Raw genomic sequence first — 16,649 nt, forward strand, 5'->3', positions numbered from 1 at the left:
TCCAAGGAATCAAAATAATAAAGAGATAAATATATTCCCTAGGAGTTGAAGTAATAAAAAAAATAATATGTCTTCAAGGAATTAAAATAATGAAAAAAGTAAAAAAGTAAAAAAGTAAAAAAGTAAAAAAGTAATAAAGAAATAGAAGGAATATGTTTCTGAAGGAAACCAAATTATAATTTTTGAGAGGAGGATTTAAGTGTTTATATTTAAATCAAATAATGAACAGAATACAGAACAAATTGTAAATAAAAAGGCTTTGATATTTGGTCTTATATCTGCGTTTCTTTGCGGAATCGGATTCACTATCATAGCGCCTGTTGTTCCATTCTTAGTGCAACCTTATACAAATAGTCCATCAGAACAAGCTATAGTTGTTACAATGCTAACTTCTGTTTATGCAATCTGCGTGTTTTTTGCAGCTCCTGGGCTTGGAGCTTTAAGCGACCGATATGGACGTCGTCCATTACTCTTATCATGCCTTTTGGGTTCTGCAATAGGGTACTTAGTTTTTGGAATAGGAGGAGCTCTGTGGGTACTATTTGTTGGACGTATAATAGAAGGTATAACAGGTGGTAGCATAAGCACTATCTTCGCATATTTTGCAGACATCACTCCTAGAGAATATCGAAGCAAATACTTTGGATGGGTGAGTGCCTTTTCAGGTGTAGGCTGTGTTATTGGTCCAACTGTAGGTGGATTACTTGCTAAGTTTGGTTATTCTGTACCAATGTACTTTGGGGCAATAATAACTTTATTGAATGTTATTTATGGATTCTTATATATGCCTGAGAGCCTTGATAAGAAGAATAGATTAAAGGAGATTACACTTGCAAGGCTAAATCCATTTATACAGCTTGCAAATGTACTTTCTGTAAAAAACTTAAAAAGGCTACTTGTATCAGCATTCTTACTTTGGATACCAAATGGGTCTTTACAGTCTGTCTTTTCACAATTTACAATAGATACTTTCAATTGGAAACCCGCACTAATTGGACTTGTATTTTCAATTATGGGTATCCAAGACATCATTTCACAAGGTTTTATAATGCCAAAGCTTTTGAGAAAACTCAGTGATGCACAGATAGCCATTCTTGGAATGATTTCGGAGATTATAGGTTACAGTTTTATTGCAGCATCGGCACTGTTTTCATTCTATCCTATTTTTATTGTTGGAATGTTTATATTTGGTTTTGGCGATTCTATCTTTGGACCTTCATTCAATGGGATGATATCCAAGTCTGTCGATTCTAGTGAACAGGGAAGGATTCAAGGGGGTAGTCAATCTATTCAATCTTTAGCGAGAATAATTGGACCTATCATTGGAGGTCAAATCTATGTGTCTCTTGGTCATGCGGCACCTGCTTTTATGGGCATGATACTTATAGCAGTGGCAATATCAGTTTTGTATAGGGGAACACATGCAAATGTATAAACTTTGTAAAATCTAATAAGTAAAAATTCAATTTATGGAGCAGTTGATTTTAATAGATTGACTGTTTTTTTGTATTATATTATTTTTAATTAAATAAATTTGACTTTCAAAGTTTTTTATACAAACTATTTGTCCAGTTATGCACTTTTATCGACTAGTTACACGAATTGTATTGAATATTTAGAAAATTGGTACTATTATATAAATAAATTTAAACATATAAGGAGGTTTTTTATATGAATATTTATTGTGGAGGATGGTCAAAGTTTAGAGCAGTAGAAAAAATAATATAAAGTAGAAAATGTAATTAGATATAAAATAAAAAGTATAATTAGATATATAAAATAAAATTACTGTGTTAGTAAAGGCTATATTTTACAAGCACAGTTATTTTAACATTAAAAAATTTTATAAACAAGGGGGAAGATACATGGAAGAAAAAAATCAGCTTTTAGAAGAAATCAAAATCCTATTAGATGAAGGGAAAGTAGCAATAGATAAGGCTATAAATAAGAATCTAATTTTGATTCTTGGAGGCACAGGTTGTGGGAAAAGTACAGCAATTAATTATCTTGCAGGATGTGAAATGAAGGAAGTAGAAGATGAAGATACTGGTATCTCATATATTGAATGTGTAGACCCTGTTGCAGAAATTGGTTCAGGAGCTGTTTCACAGACTTTGTATCCAAATATTGTAGATATGAGAAGAGAAGTAGAAGGAATGGATGCAAAATTATGTGATACTGCAGGATTCAGTGATAACAGAGGTGTAGCACATGACATTAGTGCAGCAGTTTCGTTGGGAGAGGTGTTTAGAAATTCTGCATCTATATGTGGCGTAGTTGTACTAATACCAGAAGCAGATATATTAGAGGCTAGACTTACAAAAGTACTTGATTTATTTCAACAATTAAATATGTGTCTTCATAAAGAGAATTTTAGAGGAAGTATTACTTTCTTTGTTTCTAAAAGCTTTTTAGGAAGAACAGAAAAACAAATATATAATGTGATTAGAAAAAAATACGAACAATTGTGTGAAAGTCCAGAAAATAATATACAAGATAAAGCTTGGTTATTTGAAGAATTGCTAAAAGGAGAAGGAAAAAATATTCATCTTTGTAAACCACTTGAAGCAGAGCAAAGAGAAGGATTATTAAAAGAAGTAATAAATTTAGAAGAAGTAAAAGATAAAACATCAGCATTCCAATATCCAATCAGTGCAGATGCAAGATTAGTTTTAGATACATTAATAAAAGATATTCAAGGTGGTATAGTATCTAGACTAGAAGTTTATGTTAAGGAATATACAGAAGACTTTATTGAAAAGGTTGAAAGAGTAACAATGATTCAAGAAATGTCAAAATATGATAGAGTAGTAGACATATTTAAAGACTGGTTAGAAAGTTCAGTTAATACAGCTAGTATTACTTTAGATAAATTTATCAATTTATTGTCAGGAGAAAGTGGATTATTCTTGGAAGACACATGTATAAAGTTACAAAATGAGATAAAGAGAAACTTGGGTATAATTAAAGACTTAAATAAATATACAGACCATGGAGATGCTGAAATTTCACTATCTTCTGTATATATGGAATCTATTATAGAAAAAACAAGTAAAAGTATAATGGAACAAAAATTTATTATTATAAGAAAGAAAGTAGAAGAGATTTTAGTTTCTTATGAGGTACAAAAACAGGTATGGACATTATCAAATAGAGATAAATTGATGGAAGTTGCAAATAAAACAGATTACATATATAGTAAACGTGATTTTGAGCCTATTTTAAAGAATCTTACAGATAGAAATAGTGAAGAATTAGAAGAAAATATAACAAGATTAAATACCTATGGAGAAAAAGGTAATGAAATAATTAGAAATCTTGTAAGTAAATATATTTTAACTCCATTTATAATAAAAACATTTGAAATTAAAAACAAGACAGTCATAGAAGTGAAGGCACTAATTCCAAACTTAGTAATAAGTAGTGTTCTAGAGGCTTTTAGAAATAGAAAAGTGGGAGAGGATGTCTCTACAATTATGTTTTCAGCTAAAGATACTATCTATATGGATGATAATCTTGGAATGGATTTTGCATCAGAAAAAAATATCATTATTTCTTGTAAGAATCTTGATGTAAGTAGTAATGCTAAGATTAATGTAAGCGGAAAGAGTGGAAATATTATAGATAATTCTATATATGGAAGAAATGGTGAAGATGGTAGAGATGCAGGAAATATTTATTTATATATTAAAGAAGAAATTAAAAACTATCGCCTTACACTAATAGCAAATGGAGGAAATGGTTCAAGAGGAACAGATGGTAAAGATGGTGAGACTGGAAGCACAGGTAGAAATGGAAGTGATGCAGGATATACAAGTAGTTTCCATGGAAAAATGTTTAAAGGTTATTTTGCATCAGGAACAAGTGGTGCAAAAGGAGATAATGGAGGAAAAGGAGGAAATGCTGGAAGAGGTGGAAATGGAGGAAGTAAAGGAAATATCTACTTCTTGGCAGATTCAGATGAAAAGAGAGATAAGTTAATCAGCTGTTGTGATATAACAGTAAGAGATGGAGAAAGAGGTCCAGATGGAAGACCAGGTTTTGGTGGAAATGGAGGAAAAGGAGGTCATCATGGTTATAATACACTTTCATTTTCTCCAAGTGCTATAGATTCCACTGTATACTATACAGGATATTTTACAAGTTGGGATTATAAGCTAACTGGTATTGCTAGTTATCGTATAACTTTTGAAGGTGGAAGTTGGAAAGAAGGAAAAGAAGGTCCATCAAGAGAGTATGCTGATTATGGAGATAGAGGAGAATCTGGAGGATATAATAATCCAAATTCTAAAGTATCAACAGCAGTTTTAAAAGTAGAGGAAAGTTTTGTTAAAGAGAAATATCAAAACTATTGTGCTGAAGTATAGAAAGGGATGAACACATGGCAAATGAATTGTACAATGGAATCATAAATCTTTTAGAAGATGGAAGGCATGAACTGGAAAGATACAATTTAGGAGAAAAATCGATTTTGTTATTCCTGGGTGCTTCAGGAGTTGGAAAAAGTACTTGTATCAACTATTTAAAAGGTTGTGAGATGGAAGAAAAGACAGATGCGGAAACTGGACAAGTATACATCACAGCTAAAGATTCAGCAGTTGATATTGGAAATGGTGTATATTCTAAGACTTTATGCCCAGAAGTTGTAGATATTGAAAATAAAGCATTTTCTTTATGCGATTGTCCTGGTTTTTTTGATAATCGTGGAGCTGAATATATGATTGCAGGAGCAATGCTTGTAAGAGAAACTATCTCTGCATCTTCAAATGTAAAAGGGATAGTAGTCATTTTAGACTACCAGTCTTTACTGGACTCTAGACATACACTGTTAATTGATACAGCTAAAAACTTAAAAGATATGTTTAATGAATATACACAGTATAAGGAAAATTTTTTCTTTCTTATCAATAAAATACCTAAGTCACCTAGTAGTAGTGTAACAAAAGAAAAAGTTAGAAATATACTGAAAAAAGTAAAAGAAGACCTAGATAGCCAAGAAAAAGATTATGAAGGTTATAAAGAACTGGTATATCTGTTAAATGTGGTACTATCAGATAATGTGTCTATAGAATTATGTAATCCGATGGACACAAAGCCAGAAAATCTATTGGGAGAACTAGAAAAACTTCCAAATACTTTCCAAAAAACTGATATGGGATTAATGCTTACTGCCTCTTGTAAAATAGAGATACAAAAAGCTGTTGATATAACATATAAAGAACTAGAAAAACTTCTAGCTCCTTATATAGAAAGTGTAAAAAAGGCGTTAGAAGATTCTATTTCTATTTTATCTTCTATAGAAAATCTAAAAGAGAAAAAAACTCAGTTGGAACAAATGAGTCAGAGCTTAGGAAAAACAAATAGTATTGAAGGACTCATGAGATTTGTGCAAGAACTTTTCTATGGTGATGGTGTACAAAAAGTAAACATATTAGAAAAAATACGCCTTGTTTTAGAGCTAAATAGTTATTGTAGAGAAACTAATATTGTCGGTCTAAGTGAATTGTTAAAATCATTATTAAATACAACGCTAGAAGACACTTTAAAATGTATTAAATACTGGATAGCAGAGAAGGAATTGGAAGAGGAAGAAGCTGAGAAACTTCTAGATGAAGAATATAGAAGAGAAAAAATTCAAAACTGTACATATATAAAATCATATGAAAAAGACAAAGTACTTTCTATATATATTCCTGTACCTAAAGTGAATTTATCAGATTTGACTAAAATCATATCTGGCTATAAACTTAATGAATTATCATCTATATATATGTATGGAGAGTGTGAGCTAAAAATAGATTGTGATATGAAGAAGGATGTTTTCTCAGGTAAAAACATAGTTCTATTAGTTGAAAAATTATGTATACCAAAAGGTTCTTATTCAATTAATGTTTCTGGAAATGATGCAAAAAAATTGGATGGAGAAAGTTCTATTTATAACGGAATGAATGGCAGAGCTGGAAATAATGCAGGAACTTCAGGCGATATTTTAATATCTTTTAAACATATACAAAAAGAAGGCGAACTTAAGCTTTATGCTGATGGTGGACAAGGTGGAAACGGCCAAGATGGAAAAGTAGGAGAAACAGGAGCATCCGGAATAGCTGGAGCAAATGCAAAACTAGGTTCTAAGCCAGAGAAAAAAGAGTTTACTAAGGAGAAAGATACAAAATACTATATAGTAGAAGCAGAAAAAGGAAAACAAGGAAATACTGGAGGAACAGGTGGAGATGGTGGAAATGCTGGTCTTGGAAGTAAGGCTGGACAGATTTATCTCCTTGGACAAGCAACAGTACTAAAAAATTCTATAAACCAAAGAGACGGAAGACATGGCTTAGCAGGAAAAGGCGGTTCTGGAGGAAAAGGTGGAGCTGGAGGTCTTGGAGGAATCCGAGGAATTTTTGAAGAAACAATAAGATATATAGGAACTTCTGTTCCAATAGATGATAGTGACAGAAACTATTACTATTTTGATAGATATGTGATAGGTCGTGGTTCAGACAGTAAGGAAACAGCAGATGATGGAAAGGCACTAGATGCTCTTTATGCAAAACACAAGGACTGGACAATTAAAAAACTTGCAGACTCAGGTCTAGATGGAGCAGATGGAAAAGAAGGGCATCCTGGAAAATCATTAGTAGAAAACGCATTGCTAAAGCAGGAGTATTCTCTATCAATGGATACATTTTTCTATCAATTCTTTGAAAGATTTGGTTTTTCTGGAAGTAAAGGATATAGAAACCTTAAACTTTTGTGTGCAGTAGGAATTTTAGAAGCAGATATTTTAGAAATTTCACATATTTATGAGATTTTTAATGCAGTTGAGAAAGTGGAAATGCAGTTAAATAGAGAAATTCTTCAGAAGTATTATAAATTTGATAAGAAAAATAAAGAAGTAATTTCACTAGATGATATGCATACAAAGAAAGAGTTTTACCAAGAAGCAAAAGAGATTTATGACTATCTTATAAATAAATTGATGCAGTCTAATAGAATAGAAGCTTTTGTAAAAGAAAATCAGAATTTTAGTGAATGGAGCATGATTTTATTTGCATTAGAACAGAAAGCAGCATTTTATATGCAGATGATAGAGGAAGATGAAATTGGAGGAAATCGTGTTACAGATATTCGAACTCTGACAGATTATCTAGAGAAGACTTTAAAAGAATTGGAACAAGGAAAAAAAGATGAATTAAAAGAAGCATATTTCAATACATATAAGGAAAATGTCTTAACTCAAATTGACTCAGGAAATCAACAAATAGAAGTTTTGAAAAAAGAACTTGAAAATAAAATGCTTTCTGTTGGAGCAAAAATGAATCTTTTGATTCAAGAAATTCTAAAGATAAAAGAAGATGAAAAAGGAGACATAAAGAAATTAGAAGAAAAGAAGGAAAAACTTCAGGAACAAATGAAAACACAGCTAATTCTTTCTGGAATACAGAGTGCGTTGAGCTTACTATCATCATTAAGTGGTATTGGTCAAGCTTGTCTGGGAGCTTTTGATAGTGCAAAATCTTTAAAAGAAAATCTTTCAGCTAAGGAAGAAGAGTACCAATGGACTAACAGAATGGTTAGTTTTTCAGATTTCAAAATGGATTCTGAAGGTATGAGTTTTGTCCTTGGAGCTCAGTTAAATGAAGATAGAAAGAATGCTTTAGGAGCAATGACAAATAAATTAGTTGGTGTCGATGATGGAAAGATAGATAATTTTAATAAAATTAAAGAGATTATGACTAAGTCTTTAGATAATAATGACTACCAAGGGAAAGATAATGACATTGTAGCAGCAAAAAATGGACTGGATGAAGGCGAGTATGAAAAGATATACACAAACATTCAGAAAAAAGAAATGGGTATGTTGGAAGCAAATTATAGTAATAAACAACAAAAAGATAAGTTGGCTGCACTAGAGAAGTGTAAAGCATCTATTGAAAGACAGCAAAGAACAGCAACTATTAAAAATGTATTAAGTATTGGTAGTGCAAGTTGTTCTTTTATCAATACAGCAATTAGTAGTGTTAATAATTGTCTAAATGTAAAAGCTAGTTTTGAAGATAAAATAAAAGTAGTCAAAGATGCGATTAAGACAAAAGAAGATAATATTAAAAAACTAGATAGTTTAAATACTCAGATGGCAGAGTTCAAAGATAAAACATTGAAAGAATCTATTATACCATTTGTAGACGGATTTGATACTATAGTTAAAAATCAGGATATTTTTGAAAATGAGATAAGCAGACTAAAAATGAAAGATGTATTAACTGAATTAATTAAGAAGTTTGAAAGCTTGAAAATGGAAAATGCAGAGGATATTTCGGGAATTTTCAAAAAAGTACAGGACATGATGGATGCTCAGATTATTATTACTGACAAGATTGACAAGAAAAAAGACAATCTTGCAATGGGAGAACTGATTTATCACATGTCAGACAGTGGTAACCAAATGAATGAGTATCAGAAAAAGCTTATTCATCAAATTGAATTGAATCAGATTAGATATTTGTGCCAAGTGGAGGCAGCAGCTTTTCAATTATGGACGTTTCCATTTGGAAGCAATATAGTAAATATCTTAAATAGATGCCATGTAGGAATAACAGAAAATGAAGATGAGGTGCTAAAGCAGGCAAAGGAACAAAATAGACAAATTAAAGAGTTTTTAGCTCAAGATACTTATCAATGGCAAAAAACAGATAATCATATTTTGAAAATACCATTAGCAGGAAGTTTGGCTGGAAAATCACGTGTGGGATTTGAAAATACATTTTCTTTATATGATTGTGATGAAGAAGAAGTGAAAAAGCTTTTGACAGGAGAAGAAATTAGCTTTGAAATTCCAATAAATCAAAACTATGATGCAATGAAATATGTAACTATTTATGCAAATATACCTAATCTTAGACGAAATATTTTAGATGATAGTTTAAAAATAAATGTACATATGCATTTATATGATAAAGGATATTTTTCTCTGTATGATGATAACAAAGATATGTACTATCAATATGTATTTCCACAAAATTATATCGATATTACACATGGTTTGGATGTTAAATATAGAAAAGATGATGATTCAGATTCAGTAAACTCTATATGGTCTTCAATAGAAGATAAAGGAATAGAAAAGTTTAAAAATGCGGGATTAAACTCTGGTAGAAGCCCGTATTCTATGGCTAAACTTTCTTTGAAAGCACATTTTAATAAGAAGCTTTCTTATGACTTATTGACAAGTGAGCAAAGTAAAAAGCTAGAGTCATATTTTGATAAGAGTAGTAAAGATGCATGGAATCAGAGTATAGAGAGCTTTAAAAAACTTGGATATATTGATAAAAGAGGCGTCTTGCTAAAAAACTGGTCTGAAATCAAAAAGGATATGGATAACAGTGGAGAAAGTATGAAGTATTTCTCTATATTACAGGCTGATTTGTGGGAAAAAATTATATATGAACAGATGAGTATATTGAAAGAGAATATACCAAATCTAACAATTGAGTTTATTGGTTGTGGTATTTATGTAGAGTCTGAATTTAACTATCTAAAACAAAATGAGCTAAAATGCTATGAACAGAGATTGATTGAAATATAGCAGTTTGAAGTGAGATTTAAGGAAGGGTGTTTTTAGTAGTGAAGTAGAAATATTATGGAAATTTACCTTTTGTATTGAGTAGTATTGAAAGGTAATATTGAATAGTATTAAAGTAGTGTTGAGAGGTAATATTGAATGGTATTACGCAATATTGAATATTATTGAGAAGTAATATTGAAGTAGGTTGATTTTAGTTATAAAATTTAGTCATAAAAGCACTTTTAAATATTATTGCTTAATTGTTTAAAAGTGCTTTTTTTAATATGAATTATAAATTTTTTAGATAGAAATGTGTTATACAATGGGGGTTAATTGTAGTTATAAGTATTAGGTTTATCTAATAAATTTGTCATACTGTTTAAACTTATTCCAACAGTAGAAGCATTATGTAAAAATGCGGATGTACTTGGTCTAATAAATCCACCTACACCAAGAAAAATCAAACCTAAGTTGAAAGCAATAATAAACTTAGAACTTAAACCAATTCTTTTCATAAGTTTATTGCTAATCTGTTTTAAAGTAATTAAATTATTTAAATTATCTGCTGATATAGTAATATCTGAAATTTCTCTTGCTATTTCAGCTCCTTCACTCATTGCAATTCCAACATCTGACTCAGATATAGCAGGAGAATCATTGATTCCATCTCCAATCATAATAACTTTACGACCTTTTAGTTTCTCATCTTTAATAAAATTAGCTTTGTCCTCTGGTAGGACTTCTGAATAATATTCATCCACTCCAATTTTGCTGGCTATAGATTTAGCTGTTTTTTCACTATCACCAGTCATCATTACAATTTTTTTGAGTCCATATTGTCTTAAGTTTGAAATTACATCTTTAGCTTCTGTTCGTAAAGGGTCACTGATACAAATAACAGCTGATAATTTCCCCGATATTGCCATAAATAGGTGAGAATATTCGTCTGAAAGATTATTATATTTATACTCCTCGCCATCTGGTATAATACATTTTTCATCTTCAAATACGAAGTGTTTACTACCTATTATAACCTTTTTATTATCAACTTTTGTTGAAATACCATGTGCAATAATATACTCTACTTCTGTATGCATTTCCTTATGACTGAGACCTTGTTTTTCAGCTTCATGCACGACTGCATTAGCTATAGAATGTGGGAAATGTTCCTCTAAACAAGCAGCTAGTCTTAACATATCTTTCTTATTATAATCTTGGAAGGTAATTATATCTGAAACAGTTGGTTGAGCCTTTGTCAATGTGCCTGTTTTATCAAATACAATAGTATCTGCATATGCAACATTTTCAAGGAATTTCCCACCTTTTACAGCAATATTATAATTGTTACATTCTCTCATAGCTGATAATACAGAAATAGGAATAGAGAGTTTTAATGCACAAGAAAAATCTACCATCAAAATAGAAAGTGCCTTTATAGGATTTCTAGTAACTGCATAAGTAAATAGAGTTCCTAAAAAACTATATGGAACTAAGGTATCTGCTAAATGTTCAAATTTTCCTTCGACAGAAGACTTAAGTTTCTCAGATTCTTCAATCATAGTTACAATTTTTTGAAATCTGGTAGTACCAGCCTTTTCTTTGACACACATTACGATATTACCTTGTTCTATCACAGTTCCAGCATAGATGTAAGAGCCTTGTCTTTTATTAACTGCAAGAGATTCACCTGTAAGAGATGCCTGATTAATCATTGCTTCACCAGATTCAATAACTCCATCTAATGGAATCATATTTCCCATATTTACACTAACTAAATCGTTTTCTTTTATTTCTGAAATTGGAACTAAAATTTCAGTATCATCCTTTTTTAACCATACTTTTTCAATATTTAACGACATACTTTGTGCTAAATCATCTATAGATTTTTTTCTAGTCCATTCTTCTAGTAATTCGCCTATACCAAGAAGAAACATCACTGACCCAGCTGTATTCACGTCTTTTCTAAAAATGGAGATACCTATTGCAGTTGCATCCAAAACAGAAATTTCTATCTTTTTATTTAATAAAGAAGAGATACCTTTTTTGAAATATTTTATAGAGTGAAGTCCTATAAAAAAAAATCTTAAAGATTTTGGGAAAAATATCTTAGATACACTCTTTACCAATAGCTTATTTACTAATTTATCCCTGTAGTAATTATTTAACTCTCTACCAGTGTGTTCAGGGACTAATTTTTCTATTTCACTATTATTAAAACTGAACTTAGTGATTTCTTTTATTATAGAGTTTCTTTCACTAGTGTAATAAATAACAGCGTCACCAGTCCTATCATAAACTTTTGCTTTGGTAACACCATTTATAGAAGTCAAATAATATAGTAGAGTATCTGCCTGCTTGTTATTCAATTTACCAAGCTGTAAATCAAAACGTATACGACCTCTGATTTCATGCTTTATATAAAGATTCAATTTACTTCCTCCTGATACTATTAATCATAATACTTGATATTATTAATCATAACACCTGATAGTATTAACCATAATAATCGTTAAATTTATTCTGCTGTGCAAGTACTATTTTTTTCTTCAGTACCATTTTCCTTGATGTCTTCACATTTAATGCTATTAGAATCAGTGTTTTTTTCTACAGTTTGTACATTTTCAGCTTTAAGAGCTTCTTGTACAACTTCAGCATCTTCTTGCACTTTTTTTACTTTAGATGAAGATAATTCTTCTAGTTCATTGATTTCTTTTGCTTCAGCTAAAATATCTTCCATATTTTCTTGGATTTTAGTAGTTGTCTCAAGAACAGAATCCTTAACTTTCAATGCTCCAGCAGTTGCTTTAGTACAAGATTTTTTTACACAATCACTTGAAAGTATTTTGACACCTACAGTACCTAAAAGTACTCCTCCTAAAAATATCCCTGTTTTTTTCATTTTTAAAATATTCATTTTATCGTATCCTTTCATTAAGTTAAATTTTATTTATATATCTTATGTATAGAGTAATAAATGCTAAAAATAGAGTATGATTTTACGAAAGTAGTATTATATAGTTCTATTATATTTTTAAGTGTACTATATGTTTTTGTGTAGTTTTATGTGTTTTTATATAACATATATAATTCTTTTATATTTTAATAATTCTCTTGTATTTTAGAGAATTCTTCTATATTTTAGAAAATTCTTGATATTCATTTCGAAATTTAAAAGTTAATAATAATTATTATTAATAGAATTGTAAAATCATATGACATTTATTACCATTTATGAAATTAAGTATAGCACGCATGAATGTAACTTTCAACAGAAAATGATAATTTATATCAATTATTTGGCTTGTTTTGTGAAAAATATTATTTTATCACTACTCAAGGCTCAATTATTGAAAGTTTTATTTGTAACATATTCCTATAAGTATCACATTGTTTAGAGAAACAAACTTATTCTTGTTTATAGTTGATTTTATTATATTAAATCTAATTTCTAAATAATATTTGATGATAGTAGGTATATATGATGCTGAAAAGAAAAAGGAGTTATTAGAATAAAAACACAGGTAAAATATGGGAAAGTATATGTTATAATATTTATAGCAAGAAGATGTAACCTATAATTTAAGAGTGGAGTTCATACTAGGATAAAACCTACTTCCTAATGAAAGGAGGTGGGAAGTATGAATAACTTTTTACTTAATGTAATAGCTGGCGTTGTTGCTAGTTTAATATTTTACTTAATTTGTAAAGTATTTACGAAAGTAAAAAGCCACTCAACTCGTGGCAAGAGTAAAAGTGGCTGGGAATTTGATTTTAAAATCAAGTTCCATAAGTTCAAATAGCTTCATTTAATTATGAACTTCACTCTACGACGAAATAGATTGTAGTTCTTCTTGCTTTTATTATACCACAAATTGGTACAGATATTCAAAAACAATATTTTTACTCTTATAGAAATTTGTTAAGTATAGTTATCCTTTTATGAGTGCATTTTCGATTGCTTTTTTTATAACTTTACTTGAATTTGTTGCACCTGATACAGCATCTACATCTACTTTTTGCTTGTTAAGTACTTTATCAATAACTTTTTCTGCTGTTTTTCCTCGTTCATTTTTATGTTCCAAAAGGTTAATGCTTGAAATTTTACCACTCTTTACAGTGACTTCTACTTTAGCAGATATGATATTTACATTACATTCTCCAACATAGGTTCCATCAGCAATATCGGAAATATTTACTTTTTTAAAGGTCATATTTTTTACTGTTTGTTTATAATCTTTAACTTGTTTTAAATATATTCCAAGGCATGCAAGTCCTATCAGCAAAACTATAACGATAATACGATAAATGATTTTTTTCTTGCTTACTTTCATTTCTAATACCTCTCAATCCTTTTAGTTAGAGTATTTGGTAATTGTTTTGAATATCTTTTGTTTTAATGGAATTTCAGATATATTCAAATATATAAAGTAATAATGTCTATTATAAGAAATTGTATAGTTGTATATTTGTAGATTTATCTTATCTATTTAGAAATAGAACGATAAAGCATATCAAATCCGTATTTAAGAAATTCCTGTTTAGAAAGTTTTACTTCTTGTTTGATATAAGCTTCTTTATTTGCTACTGTCTGTATAATGCCAGATAACATTCCCCAAAGTGAAAATATAGTAGGCATAATTTCAATATCTTCTCTAAGCTCACCTGATAAGATACCAGCCTTTAGCAACTGTTTTATTTTCTCATTGATTTCTTCACCAACACGGAAGGTTTCTTTTTCCTCAGGTAAGTAGTCGGTATTTTCAAAGTCAATGTTGATTTCATCGAGAGCTATTTTAAAATAAAATGGAAATTCTTCTTGATATTTTAATAGTGCATTGCAGATAAAGTCGTATCTTGTTTTTGTACTTGTTTGTTTTTCTAAAGCAGAAGTGATGTATGTATGCAGTTTTTTCATGCTTTCAAGTACTAATACACCAACAATTTCTTCCTTGTTTTTAAAATATACATATAAGGTTGCTTTACTGTAACCAGCTTTTTTTGCAATATCATCCATTGATGTTGCTTCAATTCCTTTTTGCATAAATAGAATTTGAGCAGCAGAAGCAATGTTTTCACGGTGTACACTTTTTGGCTCTTTTTTTCTTCTTCCCATATCATATTCCTTTCATGAAATTAATTAAACTAGTAGTTTAATTATAATGAGGTTTAGTTTTTTTGTCAATTAGTATTCTAAAACGTATTGCATAAAAAAGCACCAAAGATATGACAAGCCAGTGTTTATCATTCTTTGGTGCTATTTATATTAAATTATTTTAAAATTCTAACACTGTCGTTTTCAATTAATATTGCTTGATTATCATTAATAGCTTTTAATTCTAAAGTTTTAGAATACGCATTTACTATTTTTTCTACAGCTTTTCCAAATTCCCAATTTTGGGAATGTGGTACTACATAAAAATCAATTAAATTCAAGCGAGAGTAGTCTTTTAAGTAGGGAGCTTTTTCTATATAGTCTATTTCAGATGAATATTTATTTTTTTATAATATTACAAATATCTGGAATATAGAGTGTTATATATAGTAGAGCAAATAAAGTTGTTAATAGAGGATTGAGACCTAAAACTAAGCTAATTCCTATATCCATAAGCAATCCTATTGTAAATTTGATACCTTTATTAAGTTTCAATGAAATCACCATCCTTTTATTTTTTATTACCCAATTTAACTAAAAATATATACTAATTAAGTTATAGGGGATAATTTGTAATTAGGTCATAAAAGTGTGTTTTATGATGCGATATAAAATAATATAACATATGTAAAAGAGAGTACAATTTGTGATGATAATTAGAAAATTGAATTTATGATAATAATAATAAAATTATATAACATATGCAAAATAATATTGTACTTAATGTCTTTAGTCTTAATGTAAATATATATAAGTGATGCTGAAATCACTACTCTTGGAAGAATAGACGCTAATAAGGATAAAAATAAATTAAAATTTGGAAAACCAAAACTAGTATAATGCATTATTAAAAACGTTATGAGATTGACTATAATTGTAATCTTAATTACAGTGTTATTTTTCATATCTAGTAAGTTAGACGCAATGTTAAAAAACATACCTCTAAATATTAATTCTTCTATAAATGGTACATATGTAAAAGAACTTATAAAAATGGCAAGACTAAGCTCTGTGTCAGAACCATATTCCTGTGTTAAGTCATATATAATTAATGCTAGTATTTTACAAAATACTATAGATATTATTAATAGTGATAATGTCAATGAGATATATTTTTTGTCATAGTTTAAAAAACTTTTTATAGAAAGTTTTTTGTATGAATCCTCTAGTATACCTTCATTATATACCTTAGCTAATACGAATACGATTATAAAAGAAATTATAAAAGTTGACATAGAATTAATCGTTTGATTTGAGAATAATTTATTGGTTGATTCAAAGGCTGAAGCAATAAGATATACGAAAACTATTAATAAAGATACTAGTATTGCTCCACAAAAATTTAAAAAATACTTTTTTATGTTTGAAAAATTCATAAATCCTCCTAAAAATAATTAATAAAACAATCAATTTAAAAATAATTAACTTGAAAATAATCAATAAAATAATTGACTTGAAAACAATCAATGAAATAATTACCTTGAAAATAATCAATGAAACAATCAATTTAAAAATTAATCAATGAAATAATTAATCTAAAAATAGTTGATTTTTATAAAAATTATTGATGTATGAAATTACGACCTTATAAGTTAATAGTATATTTAAATACTATACATGTCTATATTATTTTAAATATGATATATGTTTATATTATTTTTCTTATAAAACAATAAAAAAAGCAAAGACATTTTTAAAATTTACCTAAGAAATATATAATCTAAAAAATTATAAACTTGGAAAATAAAAATTTGATTTTAAAAATATGTAAAATACAAAATATTGGGCTAAATACTGAAGAAATAATGATAATTATGCTGTTGGAAAATTATGTAAAATAATGGTAAAATATAGTTTATAATAGAAAAATTGATTTATATTATAATTATATTTATTTTTTTGGATTTATGCACTTAGAGGATGCATAATTTA

At 28.9% G+C, this 16,649-nt stretch carries 10 protein-coding genes; 4 read left to right on the top strand and 6 right to left on the bottom strand.

Annotated features, from left to right (window positions below):
* Positions 1-199: 199 nt before the first annotated feature.
* The 3 genes from KGF41_RS12590 to KGF41_RS12600 all read left to right on the top strand — a co-directional run bounded on the left by KGF41_RS12590 (position 200) and on the right by KGF41_RS12600 (position 9,586).
* Complete coding sequence (locus KGF41_RS12590) at positions 200-1,435, top strand: MFS transporter (protein WP_227828799.1); 1,236 nt, start codon at positions 200-202, stop codon at positions 1,433-1,435.
* 430 nt (positions 1,436-1,865) lie between these two features.
* On the top strand, positions 1,866-4,367 hold the full coding sequence (locus KGF41_RS12595) for an ATP-binding protein (protein WP_227828798.1): 2,502 nt from the start codon (positions 1,866-1,868) through the stop codon (positions 4,365-4,367).
* Positions 4,368-4,381: 14 nt separating this feature from the next.
* Positions 4,382-9,586: a GTPase gene (locus KGF41_RS12600; protein ID WP_227856711.1), complete on the top strand. Its 5,205-nt coding sequence runs from the start codon at positions 4,382-4,384 to the stop codon at positions 9,584-9,586.
* Between the two features lie 308 nt (positions 9,587-9,894).
* Here KGF41_RS12600 and KGF41_RS12605 read toward each other — a convergent pair whose 3' ends face one another.
* Both KGF41_RS12605 and KGF41_RS12610 read right to left on the bottom strand, forming a co-directional pair.
* Positions 9,895-11,994 (bottom strand): heavy metal translocating P-type ATPase, encoded by a 2,100-nt coding sequence (locus KGF41_RS12605; RefSeq protein WP_227842733.1) that lies wholly within the window; start codon positions 11,992-11,994, stop codon positions 9,895-9,897.
* Positions 11,995-12,080: 86 nt separating this feature from the next.
* Entirely contained in the window at positions 12,081-12,479 is a 399-nt protein-coding gene (locus KGF41_RS12610) for a DUF6110 family protein (protein WP_227828795.1), read from the bottom strand.
* Between the two features lie 724 nt (positions 12,480-13,203).
* On the opposite strand from KGF41_RS12610, the gene KGF41_RS12615 reads away from it, so the two are divergent.
* The gene (locus tag KGF41_RS12615; RefSeq protein WP_227433577.1) at positions 13,204-13,365 is read left to right on the top strand and encodes a type I toxin-antitoxin system toxin; all 162 of its coding nucleotides are present in this window, start codon (positions 13,204-13,206) and stop codon (positions 13,363-13,365) included.
* A gap of 129 nt (positions 13,366-13,494) precedes the next feature.
* Here KGF41_RS12615 and KGF41_RS12620 read toward each other — a convergent pair whose 3' ends face one another.
* The 4 genes from KGF41_RS12620 to KGF41_RS12635 form a co-directional block, all read right to left on the bottom strand.
* Complete coding sequence (locus tag KGF41_RS12620; protein ID WP_227828794.1) at positions 13,495-13,896, bottom strand: FMN-binding protein; 402 nt, start codon at positions 13,894-13,896, stop codon at positions 13,495-13,497.
* A 152-nt stretch (positions 13,897-14,048) separates the two neighbouring features.
* Positions 14,049-14,678: a TetR/AcrR family transcriptional regulator gene (locus KGF41_RS12625; RefSeq protein ID WP_227828793.1), complete on the bottom strand. Its 630-nt coding sequence runs from the start codon at positions 14,676-14,678 to the stop codon at positions 14,049-14,051.
* A 155-nt stretch (positions 14,679-14,833) separates the two neighbouring features.
* Positions 14,834-15,043 (bottom strand): Type 1 glutamine amidotransferase-like domain-containing protein, encoded by a 210-nt coding sequence (locus KGF41_RS12630; protein ID WP_227828817.1) that lies wholly within the window; start codon positions 15,041-15,043, stop codon positions 14,834-14,836.
* A 330-nt stretch (positions 15,044-15,373) separates the two neighbouring features.
* Positions 15,374-16,093 carry a CPBP family intramembrane glutamic endopeptidase gene (locus KGF41_RS12635; RefSeq protein ID WP_227828791.1) on the bottom strand — a complete coding sequence of 240 codons (720 nt, stop codon included), beginning with the start codon at positions 16,091-16,093 and terminating at the stop codon, positions 15,374-15,376.
* Positions 16,094-16,649 lie beyond the last annotated feature (556 nt).

This window comes from Clostridioides sp. ZZV14-6150, assembly GCF_020657875.1.
Lineage (GTDB): Bacteria > Bacillota > Clostridia > Peptostreptococcales > Peptostreptococcaceae > Clostridioides.